The sequence below is a fragment of the Bradyrhizobium sp. CFUWI genome, from assembly GCF_056429085.1.
In genome coordinates this window covers 194,197-209,890 of sequence record NZ_JBWJZE010000013.1, presented here as the reverse complement: position 1 = coordinate 209,890, position 15,694 = coordinate 194,197, and the positions used below count along the sequence as shown (strand labels likewise).

At 63.3% G+C, this 15,694-nt stretch carries 12 protein-coding genes and 2 pseudogenes; 8 read left to right on the top strand and 6 right to left on the bottom strand.

The annotated features are described in order from the left end of the window. Positions 1-124: 124 nt before the first annotated feature. Together AC066S_RS26755 and AC066S_RS26750 are read right to left on the bottom strand one after the other, a co-directional pair. Positions 125-391 (bottom strand): DUF1016 N-terminal domain-containing protein, encoded by a 267-nt coding sequence (locus AC066S_RS26755; protein ID WP_478271023.1) that lies wholly within the window; start codon positions 389-391, stop codon positions 125-127. A 74-nt stretch (positions 392-465) separates the two neighbouring features. Then, positions 466-1,705 (bottom strand): annotated as a pseudogene (locus AC066S_RS26750) (tyrosine-type recombinase/integrase). 285 nt (positions 1,706-1,990) lie between these two features. Between AC066S_RS26750 and AC066S_RS26745 the strand changes: the two are divergent. Continuing rightward, the gene (locus tag AC066S_RS26745; RefSeq protein ID WP_235884940.1) at positions 1,991-2,266 is read left to right on the top strand and encodes a hypothetical protein; all 276 of its coding nucleotides are present in this window, start codon (positions 1,991-1,993) and stop codon (positions 2,264-2,266) included. Between the two features lie 427 nt (positions 2,267-2,693). Here AC066S_RS26745 and AC066S_RS26740 read toward each other — a convergent pair whose 3' ends face one another. The 4 genes and pseudogenes from AC066S_RS26740 to AC066S_RS26725 form a co-directional block, all read right to left on the bottom strand. Continuing rightward, positions 2,694-3,596 (bottom strand): TauD/TfdA dioxygenase family protein, encoded by a 903-nt coding sequence (locus tag AC066S_RS26740; RefSeq protein WP_126262135.1) that lies wholly within the window; start codon positions 3,594-3,596, stop codon positions 2,694-2,696. A 383-nt stretch (positions 3,597-3,979) separates the two neighbouring features. Continuing rightward, a complete protein-coding gene (locus tag AC066S_RS26735) occupies positions 3,980-4,114 on the bottom strand; it encodes a hypothetical protein (RefSeq protein ID WP_283810202.1) in 135 nt (44 codons plus the stop codon). Between the two features lie 488 nt (positions 4,115-4,602). Beyond that, a pseudogene (locus AC066S_RS26730) lies at positions 4,603-5,233 on the bottom strand (FMN-binding negative transcriptional regulator). Between the two features lie 713 nt (positions 5,234-5,946). Beyond that, entirely contained in the window at positions 5,947-6,111 is a 165-nt protein-coding gene (locus AC066S_RS26725) for a recombinase family protein (protein WP_478271022.1), read from the bottom strand. Between the two features lie 383 nt (positions 6,112-6,494). On the opposite strand from AC066S_RS26725, the gene AC066S_RS26720 reads away from it, so the two are divergent. From AC066S_RS26720 to AC066S_RS26690, 7 genes are all read left to right on the top strand, one after another. After that, on the top strand, positions 6,495-7,697 hold the full coding sequence (locus AC066S_RS26720) for a cytochrome P450 (RefSeq protein WP_126262172.1): 1,203 nt from the start codon (positions 6,495-6,497) through the stop codon (positions 7,695-7,697). 96 nt (positions 7,698-7,793) lie between these two features. Further along, entirely contained in the window at positions 7,794-9,392 is a 1,599-nt protein-coding gene (locus AC066S_RS26715) for a cytochrome P450 (protein ID WP_126262171.1), read from the top strand. Then, the gene (locus AC066S_RS26710) at positions 9,379-10,224 is read left to right on the top strand and encodes an SDR family oxidoreductase (RefSeq protein WP_126262170.1); all 846 of its coding nucleotides are present in this window, start codon (positions 9,379-9,381) and stop codon (positions 10,222-10,224) included. Before AC066S_RS26715 ends, AC066S_RS26710 begins: the two co-directional genes overlap by 14 nt. Next, complete coding sequence (locus AC066S_RS26705) at positions 10,224-11,567, top strand: cytochrome P450 (RefSeq protein WP_126262169.1); 1,344 nt, start codon at positions 10,224-10,226, stop codon at positions 11,565-11,567. The genes AC066S_RS26710 and AC066S_RS26705 overlap by 1 nt, the downstream gene beginning before the upstream one ends. Before the next feature lie 113 nt (positions 11,568-11,680). Further along, positions 11,681-12,679 carry a polyprenyl synthetase family protein gene (locus AC066S_RS26700; protein WP_126262174.1) on the top strand — a complete coding sequence of 333 codons (999 nt, stop codon included), beginning with the start codon at positions 11,681-11,683 and terminating at the stop codon, positions 12,677-12,679. Positions 12,680-12,938: 259 nt separating this feature from the next. Next, entirely contained in the window at positions 12,939-14,489 is a 1,551-nt protein-coding gene (locus AC066S_RS26695; protein WP_126262173.1) for a hypothetical protein, read from the top strand. Continuing rightward, positions 14,486-15,388, top strand: a complete 903-nt coding sequence (locus AC066S_RS26690; RefSeq protein WP_126262168.1) for a terpene synthase family protein — start codon at positions 14,486-14,488, stop codon at positions 15,386-15,388. The genes AC066S_RS26695 and AC066S_RS26690 overlap by 4 nt, the downstream gene beginning before the upstream one ends. The last annotated feature ends 306 nt before the right edge of the window (positions 15,389-15,694 follow it).

Here is a 15,694-nt window from a genome sequence, read left to right as displayed (position 1 = left end):
TGAAAGCCGGAGTGTGGTTCCGCCGTGCTCGTCTGCTCATCGTCTCTCCTGATTCGCGGGTCAATCTTGCCCGCCGTCAGGCAGAAACTCCACTTATCGCGCTGTTCAGATTTGCGGGACCAGCTCAGAGCTCTCTGAGCCAGGCGAGGATGAAGTGCAACAACCTGTTGGTCAGGTTTCGGGCCGAGAGCCCGGTCATCTCGGGAAAGGCTCGGCCAAGGTCGGCGGCTAGACGATTTATGATCTTGGCACCCAATTCCTCCCGGTCCTGCCGCGCGAGGATATCGCGTCCAATGTTCCAATAGAGCAGGATCAGCTCACGGTTCACCGAAAGACCGGCAGGATGCCGCGCCTCCGCAATCTTCCGTTTAAGGTCGCTGATGAACGTCAAATAGCTTCGCGCATCAATTCCGGTCGTCGGTTTGGCACCTCTTCGGATTGAGAGGGATTTGGAAGGTCGCTTCCTCATGCGGCTGCCTTCAAGCGCTTCTTCGCCAGCATGGAGCGCACGAACTTATTCCACTTTGCCATTCCCGCGCGCTTTTCGGGCATGTAATGCCAGCGATCATAGTTCTTGGAGCTAACGTCATGGAGCGCATGATTTTGCAGACGATCTCGAACTTCCTTGGATACACCGGCCTTGCCCGCCAAGGTCTTGAAGGTTCGCCGGCGGTCCCGATTTGTTGCGTAGGGGATCACGCCGCGGCCCCGCTGACGCCAAACTAAGCTATAGAGATTGCCGTGGCTCACGGGCTTGGATGGGTCCTTCGCTGAGGGAAAGAACCACCCGTACTTATTTGGCTTGATCGACTCAATCAGTTCGGCGGCGATCGACGGCACTGGAACGGCGTGCGGCTGAAGATTCTTGGTCTTGGACCAATAGATAATCTTCTCCGGCGCATCCCATTGATCGACATGCAGGCGCGCTATCTCCTCGACGCGTTGACCCGTCAGCATGATGAGCTGCACAGCTCGAGGATAGGAAGGATGAAAAGGCGTATCGGGGCATTCCAGCCAGCGATAGAGTTGCACGAACTCATCCTCGTCGAGCCAGCGGGTGCCCTGAATTTTGGGTTCGGTCGGAATTTCCGAGGCCGGATTGAAGGGGATACGGAAGCGGCGCGGGGATGTATTCCGATAATCGTTGTCGGACTTCATCCCCCAACTATAGGCCGCGTGGATGTAACATCGCACATGATCGGCCATCGAGCGAGCGCCACGCTCGTAGATCGGCCGGATAAGCTCGACGATCTCCTCAGACTCGATCTCACGGGCCTGTCGATAGCGTTCGAGCGTGTCGGCGATCTTGTTGAGGCCTTTCTCTGTCTCTTCCAGGACGGCTTGCCGGCGGCCTTAAGCGATGCAACATAGCCCTCAAACAGATCTGCGACGGTGCCGGGACGAGTGTCGGTTGCGATCTTGATGCTGCGGCCCTTCTGGATCACATCGGCGTAGTCGCGCTTGAAGATCTCGCGCGCCTGAGCCAACGACATCGACGGATAAGTGCCGAGCTTTTTTTCGTGCGTCTGCCGTCGCGCCATTGCTGTGCCATCCAGTGAGCGGTCACGCGCTTCGGCATCGGCTTAGGGACGAGGACGAGACGGCCGGTGCCGCGACCTTCGCCATCTGCGAGGTTTTCTTGTTTCCGGTTGAGTTCGACGCGCTGCAGCGCGTGTCGGATCGCGGTGTCAGTCAGGCTTGGCATGGCGTTTCTTCTATTCCGCAACTGGGATCGGTCGGGGAGAAACGGGGATTGCCGGCGGCGACGAGGCCGCAGGTTTCCGCCACGAACCGCTGTACCGCTCGCGTGCTGCTTACTTGGAAGCGATGCCGATAGCTGTGCGCTACGGCACTATCGGTAAAGCCGTTCAGCGCAGCAAACCCTGCCGCTTCCAACACGGTGGCTGTGAGCCCGCGGCGGGTGTCCCCCTCGGAAATTTGAATGAACCCAGAGATCGTCCCAACCTAGCCCGGCGACCGAGCCGGCGACGTGTTGAAGAAAGGCGAGCGGCCTGCTGATGCGGTCCAGCGTCTACGGCACCGGCTGCGCGAGTTGGACGCCGATACGCATCGCGTGCGGTCGTCGCCCTATTCATTGAGCGCTTGCAACATGATGCGCTCCAAGCTTCACGGCCTCGATGGGGACAAGCCGCATTGGATCATTCCGGGAGTCAGAACGAAGAACAAAAAAGCTGAAGATACCGTGCCGCTATCGCGGATTGCAGGTACGGTTCATCGAAGCGGCCTTGGAGGCGAGCAAGCCTGAAGGCGAGGACACGAAAGACAGGCCGGTGGTTTGCGAGCCGCTTTGAAAGCGTTGAGACGCTTGCGCGTCACTCCATGAGCCAGACTCTCCGGCGCCTCTTGGACGACAGTGAAGAGGAGGACAAAAAGCTGGTGGCTTCACACCCCATGATCTTCGGAGAACGGCCGCAACAATCGTGGAGGCGACAAGGCTATCAGTCGACTACGACAAGGCCCTTCTGAACCACAGTGACAAGGGAGTGACTGGCGTCTACGCCCGCTGGCTATAGCGCGACAATCAGGATGAGAGCGGCGCGTCAATCAAGATGAGTTGGTCTTAAGAGCTGAGATATCGTGTCGGAAAGTGTCTTTCCGCGTTTGCCCGAAACAACTCCAATTCCCAGGTTTCTCGGTTTTCAGACGCGAGAGCACTGAGCATCGGCATGGAGTTATTCGGTCACCTTCAGGCGCGTTACACTCCTCCGGCCGTCGACGCTGACAGGCACGTCACCCTCGATCGTGGCCCGACGTACGACGCGATGCTGGTCCCCGTAATCGTTGACCGCGTAATGCTGCGTTGCGCGGTTGTCCCATATCGCAATATCCCCCTCTAACCAGTTCCAGCGCACAGTATTTTCGGGCGCTGTGATGTGAGACTGGAGCAGATCGAACACCTTTTGTCCGTCGTATTTAGGGATCCCAACAAACTGCTTCACCAAGGCGCCGAGCACTAGCGCCCGCTCGCCTGTTTCGGGATGGACGCGTACGACGGGATGCTCGGTCTCAAAAACCTTTTTGGTGAACACCTCGTCAAAGTGTTTCTTGTCGACCTCGCGGACACGCGCGATCCCGGCGTAATCGAAGACGTTGCTGTGAATGGCCCATAGGCCCTCGGCAAGCCGTTGTAGCGGCGGCGCCAAACCAAGATAAGCGGCAGCTGTGTTCGACCACACGGTGTCGCCTCCGAACGTTGGCATTACAACGGCTCGCAGGACCAAAATCTTGGGATATGCGTCGGCGAAGGTTCCATCCGCATGCCAAACGTCGGCCCGACCGCCGCCGCGAGTGGAGTCCAGTTCGAGGAGCGACGTCGTCCCCTTGGCAGCACCGAGCATCGGATGTGACACTAGCTTTCCGAGACGAGCGGCAAAGCGCTCCTGCTCGGCGTCATTGAGATGTCCTTGATTGCGGAAGAAGATCACCTTGTGCTCGAGCAATAAGCTGTTGATCGCGGCGATCGCGTGGTCCGGTAAATCGCCCGATAGCTTGATATTTTTGACTTCGGCACCGATGCGCGCTGCACGTTTCACAACATCGGTGCTCGCGACGCCACCGATCACATTTGTGCTCATCTTGCTTTTCCAGGCCCTCGCAGTTCTTCCTCGCCCCTTGAAGCGAAATGATCTTCAGCAAGCATCGTGCCAAGCGAAAGACGAACATGTCCTCCATAATAGGCACTGAACGAATCGTGGCATTTGGCGCGAGTCCTCAAGCTGAGCCAGTGGCTGGGTCGCGTGACGAAGAACTCGATCACCGAGCTCACCCCTTCGAATGTCGAATGTCGAAGTGGACAGCAGTAGAGCGCCACCAACATCTTCAGTTATGCTTTTGTAATAACTCAACTGCTTGGAAAAAAGCACGTGTCGTGAAAAAATGGCGCCTTCCTTGCCGTGCACGAGCTAGGATTTCATTTTTTCGACATATCCAAATTGCGGAAAGAATGGAGAAGGGGAGCTCAAACTCCTCTCGAAACCTGCATATCGATGGTCGCGCGGCTGAGGCCGCTCAAAATAGCATTGACGGTTTGCAACACCGCATTTGCCTCATCGAGTAATGTGCCATTCCAGGCGAATTCAATGGCGGATTTCATGCGTAAACCTGGGGCACGTCATCGTGCGGTAATAGGTATTTGCTGTTCTACATGTCTGGGGTGATGGTAGTGGATATGTCCGAACAGAGTTGTCAGGGGGGCAGCGCGCGTTAGTGACCTGAACGGGCGGACCGTTCTTCCGGGGCGAGATGGAGTTTTGGGAGTGAGTATAGCTGCTTTTCTGGCTCTGTTTCTGGATCGATTTGTTTTAAGCAATGGCCATCCCAGGCGGCGCCGGGAAAGCCACAAAGCCGAAGGGGCTTTCGAAAGTCTCAACGCTTACTACGCGTTGTACTGGACCTGACACGAGATTGTGCTTCTGTCAGAATACGGACAAGTGTCTACTCAGTGTGGCAAGCCGGAGCTGACTGTTCCGTTCGTGAATTTTCGCGGGGTAATTGATAGCCGATCGCTGGAGTCTGTGAAGCTGTAGATGTAAGATCGCTTTTGTCGAGCGGCGCTGTTGGCGGGTCATGAACATTATCGTCTCAGTCCTGAGCCAAGATAAGCGATGCAACTTCCTGGTCCCGTGACAGTTTGCTCGCCGCTAGGGCCGGTGGCGACACCAATGCGATCAGGCACGGGGCGGTTTTGGCTCATCTTCCGTTTGCCTTCGATCCTCGTGATGGGGATGCGCACGCCCACGATTTCACGCAACTGGGCGGCGATGAAATCCGCGGGAGCATCGCTGACCGCCCAGGGCGTCGCACGAGACGCCTCATGGATATTCGTCAGACGCGTCACAATCTCAAGCAGGCGAGTGGAATCCTCGAAGAACTCAATCGGCCCCTGCGCGTGGACCGCGATGTAATTCCATGTCGGCACCACCTGTTCAGCTTGTCGCTTGCTGGGATACCAGGATGGCGTTACGTAAGCCTCTGCGCCAGTAAAGATCGCCAGAGCTTCTCCGATCGGGGCCGTGCGCCATTGCGGATTGCCTTTTGCCAAATGCCCGTATAGCGCGCCGTGTTTGCCTTCGCTCTCATCGAGGAAGAGCGGAAGAGGCGTCGCAAGTGGCCCATCTGATGTCGCTGTGACCAAATTGGCCAATCGGGCGCAGCGGATTGTTGCTCGAATGTTCTCGATGTCGTCGTCTCGAAAGTGGAGCGGTATGTACATGAAAGGGTCTCCGCTGGCAGCCGTTGAGATAAACCCAAGTCAACAGGCTAGAAAACTGCCAGTTTCAGTCGTTCCCGTGGCTTCCTCTTTTGACGTGACGATTTCGGAGTTATCTGGGACTTGACGATTTCACTCAGCCGCTTCAATCCGTCGAGCTGCTGTTGGGTTGGTGATTCCGTAGCTGTTCTCGTTGGGCCGAGCCAGGCATTCATAGACCTCTAGAGATTTCACCCGGCCTCGCCTGTGTGAAGCGATCCGGCAGCTCTCCTTGGACGCGCACCGAGACGCGTCTCACGAACTGGTCCTTGATCGAGACAAGATCGACGCCCACCTCAAAATCGTCTTTCATCGTTTCGATGAACTACGCCGATGCGTACAGGTCGGAGGTGATCGCAATGAAACCATCATTAAAGCACCAACATTTCCCCTCTACATGGTGGCCGCCATCGCCCCATCGCTGACGCGCGGTCAGGTTGACGCCGCGATCCAATACGCCAAGGCGTATCCTAAGCGAGAGTGCCTGTCCCCCCTCGGTCTGAATCGGGCGCTGGCAGCTAGCGGACGTTGGGTTCGATCAGCGAAGCTGAGGCGGGCGAGGGTGCGCCGCGCCGGATTCCGTGACCGCGTATTTGATCGACGACAACGTGCTTCGCGAGTGTGGCGAGATGGCAGCGCGAACGTGCACTGCAACACGCTCCTGGATCAAAGGGTGCTCATACCGCGCGTGCGCGCCGCACCTGGAACAGGAATTCGCCCGAGCGTGTCGTGGTGTCCAAGTTTTCGGTCAGGGAGCGGAACACCACCCGATTGTGCTTGAGCGAAGTCACGATCGCGAACAGGTGCGACAGCGAGCGCCCGCGCCAAGCCGGTGTGGTCATCCTTCCCGTCCGAGGCGTGATCCTCGAAGAGGTGACGCGGATCAACGCCGGCGCGAGCAGCGCATCGCGCTGCAAGTCCGTTTTCGGGCGGTCTAAGTTCGGTGATACGTGCATGTAGCCAACCCACATAGGCGGATGCCCATCGGAATTAGCTTTCAGATGGTAGCGCGTCACGACAGAGTTCTTCGCAGATCTTTGCGTCACCAGGCGTTTAGCTTAGGGGCTACTACAAGATTCGGTAGGTGGCTAAAGCCAACTTGAGGCCCTAGGATTCGGCCGCCTTCCCCGCCGATTATCATCGACGAACAGAAGTGAACGCAAGCGCACGGGAAATCGCTGCCCGCAGCGCCCGTGAGCACCTTCCCCTTAGAGAGTGTAGTGCCATGTCCGAACAACCTCTGCCGACACTCCCGATGTGGCGCGTCGATCACATTGAGCCGTCTCCCGAGATGTTGGCGCTACGCGCCAACGGTCCGATCCACCGGGTGCGTTTCCCGTCCGGGCACGAGGGTTGGTGGGTGACAGGCTACGAGGAGGCCAAGGCGGTGCTGTCGGACGCGGCGTTCCGGCCGGCGGGAATGCCGCCGACGACGTTCACCCCGGATTCGGTGATTCTTGGTTCGCCGGGGTGGCTGGTCTCGCACGAGGGGGACGAGCATGTCCGGTTGCGCACGCTGGTGGCGCCGGCCTTCAGCAGCCGCAGGGTGAAGCTGCTGGCGCAGCATGTCGAGGCGGTCGCTGCGCAGTTGTTCGAGAACCTGGCGGCGCAGCGCCAGCCCGCCGACTTGCGGCGCCACCTCTCCTTTCCGCTTCCTGCCATGGTCATCAGCGCGCTGATGGGCGTGCTCTACGAGGATCACGCCTTTTTCGCCCGGCTGTCCGACGAGGTGATGACGCACCAGCACGAAAGCGGCCCGCGCAGCACGTCGCGCCTGGCCTGGGACGAACTACGCGCCTACATCCGCTGCAAGATGCGGGACAAACGCCAGGATCCGGGCGACAATTTGCTGACGGATCTGCTCGCGGCGGTCGACCATCGCGAGGCGACCGAAGAAGAAGCGATCGGCCTAGCGGCGGGCATGCTGGTGGCGGGGCACGAGAGCACCGTCGCTCAAATCGAATTCGGCCTGCTGGCCATGTTCCGACATCCGCAACAGCGCGAACGCCTGGTCGGCGATCCATCCCTGGTGGATAAGGCGGTGGAGGAAATCCTGCGCATGTACCCGCCGGGGGCGGGCTGGGACGGCATCATGCGCTATCCGAAGACCGACGTGACCATCGCGGGCGTTCATATTCCCGCGGAGAGCAAAGTGCTCGTCGGCTTGCCGGCAACGTCGTTCGACCCGCGCCATTTCGACGAACCGGAAATCTTCGACATCGGACGCGAGGAAAAGCCGCACCTGGCGTTCTCCTACGGGCCGCACTCCTGCATCGGCGGGGCGCTCGCCAGACTGGAACTCAAGGCGGTGTTCGGTTCGATCTTCCAGCGCTTTCCCGCGCTGCGCCTGGCCATGGCGCCCGAAGAACTGAAGTTGCGCAAAGAGATCATCACTGGCGGGTTCGAGGAGTTCCCGGTGCTCTGGTGATGTGCGGACGCCGCTGAGGAATCGCGATCGCCTCCGCGATTTGCCGGCGCGCCTGCGGCGCACCGTTCAGATCAGCCAGCCAACAGGGTAACCAAGATGGACGTGCAAGAAACCACGGCAGCATGCCGCGACGCCTTCGCCGAACTGGCGTCGCGGGCGTGGATCAACGACCCGTATCCGTTCATGCGGTGGTTACGCGAGCATGATCCGGTGCATCGCGCGGCGTCGGGCCTATTTCTGTTGAGCCGCCACGCTGACATCTACTGGGCGCTCAAGGCAACGGGTGATGCGTTTCGGGGACCAGCGCCGGGCGAACTGGCGCGCTATTTTCCGCATGCGGCGACCAGCCTGTCGCTTAATCTGCTAGCCTCCACGCTAGCGATGAAGGACCCACCTGCGCATACGCGTCTGCGCCGGCTGATCTCGCGCGATTTCAACATGAGCCAGATCGACAACCTGCGGCCGAGCATCGCGCGCATCGTCGCAGCGCGCCTCGACGTCATGGCGCCCGCGCTGGAGGGCGGGGAGGTCGTGGACCTGCATCGGGAATTCGCGCTGGCATTGCCCATGCTAGTCTTCGCCGAACTGTTTGGCATGCCCCAGGACGACATGTTCGGGCTCGCCGCCGGCATCGGCGCCATTCTGGAAGGCCTGAGCCCGCACGCCAGCGATGCCCGGCTCGCCGCGGCGGACGTGGCCAGTGCCAGAGTGAAGGCCTACTTCGGCGGTCTCATACAGCGCAAGCGCACGGATCCCCGACACGACATCGTGTCGATGCTGGTCGGTGCACACGACGATGATGCCGACACGCTGTCGGATGCGGAGTTGATCAGCATGTTGTGGGGTATGCTGCTGGGTGGCTTCGCCACCACTGCTGCGACCATCGACCATGCGGTCCTGTCGATGCTGGCGTATCCCGAACAGCGGCACTGGCTGCAGGGAGACGCCATGGGGGTAAAGGCATTCATCGAAGAAGTCCTGCGCTGCGATGCGCCCGCCATGTTCAGCTCCATTCCGCGCATCGCCCAGCGCGACATCGAATTGGGCGGCGTGGTGATCCCGAAGAACGCGGACGTGCGCGTGCTGATCGCGTCCGGCAATCGCGACCCTGATGCCTTCGCCAATCCCGACCGCTTCGATCCCGCGCGGTTCTACGGCACCAGTCCTGGCATGTCGACGGACGGGAAGATCATGCTGAGCTTCGGCCACGGCATCCACTTCTGCCTCGGTGCGCAACTGGCCCGGGTGCAGTTGGCCGAGAGTTTGCCGCGGCTTCAGGCGCGCTTCCCCACGCTGGCATTGGCCGAGCAGCCGATCCGGGAGCCCTCCGCGTTCCTGAGGACGTTCCGCGCGCTGCCGGTGCGGCTGCGTGCGCCGGGGGGTGAGATGTGCGTCGTGGTCGACCAGGATCTGTGCGGAACCAGCGGACAGTGCGTGCTGACGCTACCGGGCACCTTTCGCCAGCGCGAACCAGACGGCGTGGCCGAAGTGTGTGGGGCGACAGTCCCGCAGGCGCTGCACGCCGCCGTGCGGCTGGCAGCGAGCCAGTGCCCGGTCGCCGCCATTCGGGTCATCGAAAGCGAAGCTGGCGATGACGAGCGCGCCAGCACCAACAGTGCACCTACTCCGGCGGAGGCCCAGCGGCTTGCCGCGAGAGACCAATGCAATTCAGGAGGACACGATGGGACGGTTTGAAGGCAAGGTGGCCGTGGTGACCGGCGCCGGCGCCGGTATCGGCAAGGCATGCGCCCTCGCCATCGCGCGCGAGGGCGGCAGAGTGGCGGTCGCCGACATCGATGGCTCGGCGGCCATCGCCTGCACCGCGCAAATCGCGGCCGAGGCGGGCCACGCACTGGCCCTGGCCACCGACATCGCTGAGGCGCAGGCGGTGGCAGCGCTGTTCGAGACGGCGGAGCGGCACTTCAGTGGGGTCGACCTGCTGGTGAACAACGCGGGCGCCATGCATCTGACTCCGCGCGACCGCGCGATCCTCGACCTGGACCTGGCGGTCTGGGATCAGACCATGGCGACCAATTTGCGCGGGACGTTGCTCTGCTGCCGGCAGGCCATCCCACGAATGATCGCCCGCGGCGGTGGCGCGATCGTCAACATGTCGTCGTGCCAGGGGCTCAGCGGTGACACCGCGCTGACGTCGTACGCCACGTCGAAGGCGGCGATGAACATGCTATCGGCCTCGCTCGCCACCCAGTACGGTCATGCGCAGATCCGCTGCAACGCGGTTGCGCCGGGTCTCATCATGACCGAGCGTCTCCTCGCCAAGCTGGACGAGCGCATGCAACAACATCTGCGCCGGCACCAGCTCCTGCCGCGCGTCGGTCGCCCCGAGGACGTGGCCGCGCTGGTGGCGTTCCTGCTCTCCGACGATGCAGCGTTCATCACCGGCCAGGTCATGTGCATCGACGGCGGCATGCTGGCGCATGTGCCGACGTACGCCGACGGTGGCAACAGCCGCGCCGCGCGGCCCACCGGCGAGACCACCGAAGCGGCCGCGTCGCCGTGCTGCTGATGGACATGCTGCTCAATCCGCTGAACCGTCGGCATCGGCTCCGGCACGACATCCCGGTCGTGCCCGGCGCTTTCCCCTTGGTCGGGCATCTTCCCGCCATCGTCTGCGGCCTGCCGCGCCTGCTGCGGCACGCGGAACGGACCCTGGGCAGCCACTTCTGGCTGGATTTCGGCCCTGCCGGACACCTGATGACCTGCATGGATCCGGATGCGTTCGCACTGCTCCGGCACAAGGACGTGTCCACGGCGCTGATCCAAGAGATCGCGCCCGAATTGTTTGGCGGAACGTTGGTCGCCCAGGACGGCGCCGCGCACCGGCAGGCGCGCGATGCGATCCAGCCGGCGCTCCTGCCCATGGGGCTGACCCGGGCTGGCATCGGCGAGCTGTTCGCGCCCATCATTCAGGCGCGGGTGCAGAGGTGGCGCGACCGCGGCGACGTAACCATCCTGCGCGAAACCGGCGATCTGATGCTCAAGCTCATCTTCAGCCTCATGGGAATCCCCGTGCAGGACCTGCCGAAATGGCGTCGCAAGTACCGGCAACTGCTGCAGTTGATCGTCGCGCCCCCGGTCGACCTGCCCGGACTGCCCTTGCGGCGCGGCCGCGCCGCCCGCGACTGGATCGATGCGCGGTTGCGCGAGTTCGTCCGCGACGCACGCGAACGTGCCGCGCGCACCGGGTTGATCAACGACATGGTGAGCGCCTTCGATCGCAGCGACGATGCGCTATCCGATGACGTCCTGGTCGCCAATCTTCGCTTGCTTCTGCTTGGTGGTCACGACACCACCGCCTCGACGATGGCCTGGATGGTGATTGAGCTGGCACGGCAGCCTGGGCTGTGGGACGCCCTGGTCCAGGAGGCGCAACGCGTGGGCGCGGTGCCGACCCGGCACGCGGACCTGGCGCAGTGTCCGGTCGCCGAGGCGCTGTTCCGCGAGACGCTGCGCGTGCATCCGCCGACGCCGCTCCTTGTGCGTCGCGCAGTGCGTGAATTGCGACTCGGCCAACGGCGCATTCCCGCTGGCACAGATCTGTGCATCCCGGTGCTGCATTTCTCGACCTCGGCGCTGCTGCACGAGGCGCCTGATCAGTTTCGCCTGGCGCGGTGGCTGCAACGCTCCGAGCCGATCCGGCCGGTGGACCTGCTGCAATTCGGTACCGGCCCACACGTATGCATCGGCTACCACTTGGCGTGGCTGGAACTGGTGCAGTTCTGCATCGCCTTGGCACTGACCATGCACGAGGGCGGGGCGCGGCCGCGGTTGCTGAGCGGCGTCGAAAAAGGCCGGCGCTATTACCCGACCGCACATCCGTCCATGACTATCCGCATCGGATTCTCATGAGCGGGGTCGCATGCTCCTGTGGCGAGGCAGCGGCGCCGGCGACGTGCGGCATTGCTGCACTGGGCACGGTGCCCCGCGGCGGCTCGCTGTGAGGGGACAAGGACATGAACAACATGCAGACCGGTTCCACGCCACAGGACGACAGAACTGGTGATTCCGTGCTCGGCGGATTGGGCGCGCAGGTGCGCAGCGCATCCGGCGAGCTGCCGCCCGTGATCTGGATGCAGGACAGCGCAAAGCGGGTCGAACAGGTGCTAGCGCGTCTTCTCTGCGCCGAACATCACGGTGAGACCGAGCTGATGGCGGCGATGCGCTACGCCACCTTGCATGGCGGGAAGCGCACCCGCGCCTTGCTCTGTCTGGCTGCCGGCGCACTGGCCGACACGCCGGCGCACATGCTCGACGACGTCGGCGCTGCTATCGAGATGATGCATGCCTGTACCCTGGTCCACGACGATCTGCCCGCGATGGACGACGACGTGCTTCGCCGCGGTCTTCCGACCGTGCACGTCAAGTTCGGCGAAGCTACCGCGATCCTGGTCGGCGATGCGCTGCAGGCGCACGCCTTCCTGACCCTGGCGAGCCTGGATGCACCGGGCGACAACCGTATCGCGCTCGTGCGCGAACTGGCGCAGGCGGTGTCAGCCGAGGGTGCCGCAGGCGGGCAGGCCATGGATCTGTCGCTGGTTGGAAAGCACGTCGAGCTGGACAGGATCGTGGCGATGCACCGGATGAAGAGCGGAGCGCTAGTGCGCGCGTCCGTTCGCATGGGCGCGTTATGCGCTGTCGCGGAGGATGCCGCGCACGGTGCGCTGTACTGTGCGCTCGATCACTACAGCGCCTGTTTCGGCCTGGCGTTGCAGGTGATCGACGACATTCTCGACGTGACAGCGGATACCGCGACGCTGGGCAAGACCCCCGGCAAGGACGCGGCGGCGCAGAAGCCGACCTGCGCGTCGATCATGGGACTGCGGGCAGCACGTCAGTTCGCGCTGGATCTGTTGCGCGATGCCGGGGAGTCCATCGCGCCGCTGGGGCCGCGTACGGAACGGTTGGCACAACTCCTACAGCGGGCCAACGCGTATCTGTTCAGGCACACGCCATGCGCATGAGCGTGCTCGTCCGAATGGAGTCGCCCTGTGCCGCTGCGATCAGCGGGCGGCAGCGGTGCATGCTGCGCTGTGTCCGAGTCCGCGGCGCCGATTGCAGCGGTTGGGCCGCGCGCAAGCCTATGCGGCGGACCGGCGCCAGCATCGGGGGGCGCGCCGAAGCAGGGCCGTCCGGCGCTGGCTATGCGAGGGGCCTGCGGCGACATGCGCGGCGTCTGCCCGTCCCGGTTCTCGTCAACCGTCTGCAAAAGGAACATCCCCCGTGAACGCGTTGTTCGAACAGATCCTTTCCGAATTGCGCCTCCTGCTGAGCGAAATGAGCGATGGCGGCAGCGTCGGTCCGTCTGTTTACGACACGGCGCGAGCGCTGCGCTTCCACGGCAACGTCACCGGTCGGCAGGACGCATACGCGTGGCTCATCACGCAGCAACAGGCTGACGGCGGATGGGGAAGCGCGGACTTCCCGCTGTTCCGCCATGCGCCCACGTGGGCAGCGTTACTGGCATTGCAGCGTGCCGGTCCGCTTCCCGGTGCTGCCGACGCAGTCCAGGCTGCGACCCGGTTCCTCCAGCGCCAACCCGATCCCTACGCGCAGGCGGTCCCGGAAGACGCGCCGGTCGGTGCGGAGCTGATCCTGCCGCAGTTTTGCGGTGAGGCTGCATCCTTGCTGGGGGGCGTAGCGTTTCCCCGCCATCCAGCGCTGTTGCCGTTGCGGCAAGCGTGCCTGGTCAAGCTTGGGGCGGTGGCGATGTTGCCGAGCGGCCATCCGTTGCTGCACTCTTGGGAAGCCTGGGGGACGTCGCCGACCACCGCATGCCCGGATGGCAACGGCAGCATCGGCATCAGTCCGGCGGCCACTGCCGCCTGGCGTGCGCACGCCGGGACACGGGGGAGCACGCCGCAGATGGGGCGCGTCGACGCGTATCTGCAGATGGCATCACGGGCGACGCGCAGCGGCATCGAAGGTGTCGTTCCCAACGTCTGGCCGATCGATGTGTTCGAGCCATGCTGGTCGCTGTACACCCTGCATCTCGCCGGACTGTTCGCGCATCCCGCGCTCGCTGAAGCGGTCCGCGTCATCGTCGCGCAGCTCGACGCCCGTCTGAGCGTGCGCGGTCTGGGGCCTGCCTTGCACTTCGCGGCTGATGCGGACGACACCGCCGTTGCGTTGTGCGTCCTGCACCTTGCAGCCCGCGACCCGGCGGCCGATGCGTTGCGCCGTTTCGAAATCGGCGATCTGTTCGTCACCTTCCCCGGCGAGCGCAATGCCTCGGTGTCGACCAACATCCATGCCCTGCATGCGTTGCGATTCTTGGGAAAGCCCGCCGCGGGCACAAGCGCGTACGTCGAGGCCAATCGCAACCCGCACGGTCTATGGGACAACGAAAAATGGCACGTTTCGTGGCTGTATCCCACCGCACATGCGATCGCTGCGCTGGCGCAAGGCAAGCCACAGTGGCGGGACGAGCGCGCGCTGGCGGCGCTACTGCAGGCGCAGCGCGACGACGGGGGCTGGGGCGCCGGTCGCGCGTCCACATTCGAGGAAACCGCGTACGCGCTGTTCGCATTACATGTGATGGACGGGAGTGAAGAGGCGACAGGGCGCCGGCGCATCGCGCGGGTGGTGGCACGTGCGCTGGAGTGGATGCTCGCCCGCCATGCGGCGCATGCATTGCCGCAGACGGCGCTGTGGATCGGCAAGGAATTGTATTGCCCCACCCGGGTCGTGCGCGTGGCCGAACTCGCTGGGTTGTGGCTGGCGCTCCGTTGGGGGCGGCGCGGTCTGGCCGGGGGAGCAAGAGCGGCGCCATGATGCAGACCGAGCGCGTGCTGCAGCAGGTGCTGGAGTGGGGGCGTTCCCTGACCGGGTTCGCCGACGAGCATGCCGTGGAAGCGGCCAGGGGCGGCCAGTACATCCTCCGGCACATCCACCCGAGCCTGAGCGACACCAGCGCCCGCACCGGTCGCGATCCGCAGGACGAAACGCTGATCGTTGCGTTCTATCGCGAACTGGCGCTGCTGTTCTGGCTCGACGATTGCAACGACCTTGGCCTGATCGCGCCGGAGCAGCTCGCCGCCGTGGAGCAAGCGCTGGGGCAGGGCGAGCCGTGCTTGCTCCCCGGATTCGAGGGTTGCGCTGTGCTGCGCGCTTCGCTGGCCGCGCTCGCCTACGATCGTCGCGACTATGCTCAGCTTCTCGACGATACCCAGCGCTACTGCGCGGCGCTGCGCGCGGCGCATGCGCACGCGGCAGGGGCGGAACGCTGGTCCTACGCCGAGTACCTGCACAACGGCATCGATTCGATTGCCTACGCGAACGTGTTCTGTTGCCTGTCGTTGCTGTGGGGGCTGGACATGGCGACCTTGCGCACGAGTCCGGCGTTTTGCCAGGTCCTGCGGCTCATTTCCGCGATAGGGCGCCTGCAGAACGATCTGCATGGACGCGACAAGGACAGGTCAGCCAGCGAAACCGACAACGCGGCGATCCTGCTGCTGCAGCGCTATCCAGCGATGCCTGTGGTAGAGTTCCTCAACGACGAGCTGGCCGGCCATACGCGCATGCTGCACCAGGTGATGGCGGAAGAACGCTTTCCGGCCCCGTGGGGACCTTTGATTGACGCCATGGCGGCCATCCGCACGCAGTACTACCAGACCTCGGCCATCCGGTACCGCAGCGATTCTGCGGGGGCAGGCAACCGTACGCCGGCCTGAACGCGCGGAAGGCGGCGGCGTGCGCGCTGCCGCGGTCCGATCCGACGCAACTCCGTCGCCCGATGCGGGGGGGTGGAGGGCGACCGCGACTGGCGCGGCGTCCTCGCGCAGATCGCTAGCGCCACGCGCAGCGTTGGGGGTGCCGATTTGGCGAAGGCCGCCACCCGCCTCGCCGCGGACATCGCCGGGCAGGCGGCCGCTCGGCCTTTGAAGTGGCTGCCAACTTCCACCCGACTTGAGGAATCGAGAACGGACTGGAGCAGCTCCAACTGTGGCCGTAGCGTGGGCGCGCCAGTTCTTGCTGGC

Excerpts from the sequence above, each read along its gene's own strand:
- AC066S_RS26720 (WP_126262172.1), top strand. The coding sequence starts at position 6,495 with ATGTCCGAACAACCTCTGCCGACACTCCCGATGTGGCGCGTCGATCAC.
- AC066S_RS26700 (WP_126262174.1), top strand. The coding sequence starts at position 11,681 with ATGCAGACCGGTTCCACGCCACAGGACGACAGAACTGGTGATTCCGTG.
- AC066S_RS26740 (WP_126262135.1), bottom strand. The coding sequence starts at position 3,596 with ATGAGCACAAATGTGATCGGTGGCGTCGCGAGCACCGATGTTGTGAAA.
- AC066S_RS26735 (WP_283810202.1), bottom strand. The coding sequence starts at position 4,114 with ATGAAATCCGCCATTGAATTCGCCTGGAATGGCACATTACTCGATGAG.
- AC066S_RS26725 (WP_478271022.1), bottom strand. The coding sequence starts at position 6,111 with ATGACCACACCGGCTTGGCGCGGGCGCTCGCTGTCGCACCTGTTCGCG.
- AC066S_RS26715 (WP_126262171.1), top strand. The coding sequence starts at position 7,794 with ATGGACGTGCAAGAAACCACGGCAGCATGCCGCGACGCCTTCGCCGAA.
- AC066S_RS26710 (WP_126262170.1), top strand. The coding sequence starts at position 9,379 with ATGGGACGGTTTGAAGGCAAGGTGGCCGTGGTGACCGGCGCCGGCGCC.
- AC066S_RS26705 (WP_126262169.1), top strand. The coding sequence starts at position 10,224 with ATGGACATGCTGCTCAATCCGCTGAACCGTCGGCATCGGCTCCGGCAC.
- AC066S_RS26690 (WP_126262168.1), top strand. The coding sequence starts at position 14,486 with ATGATGCAGACCGAGCGCGTGCTGCAGCAGGTGCTGGAGTGGGGGCGT.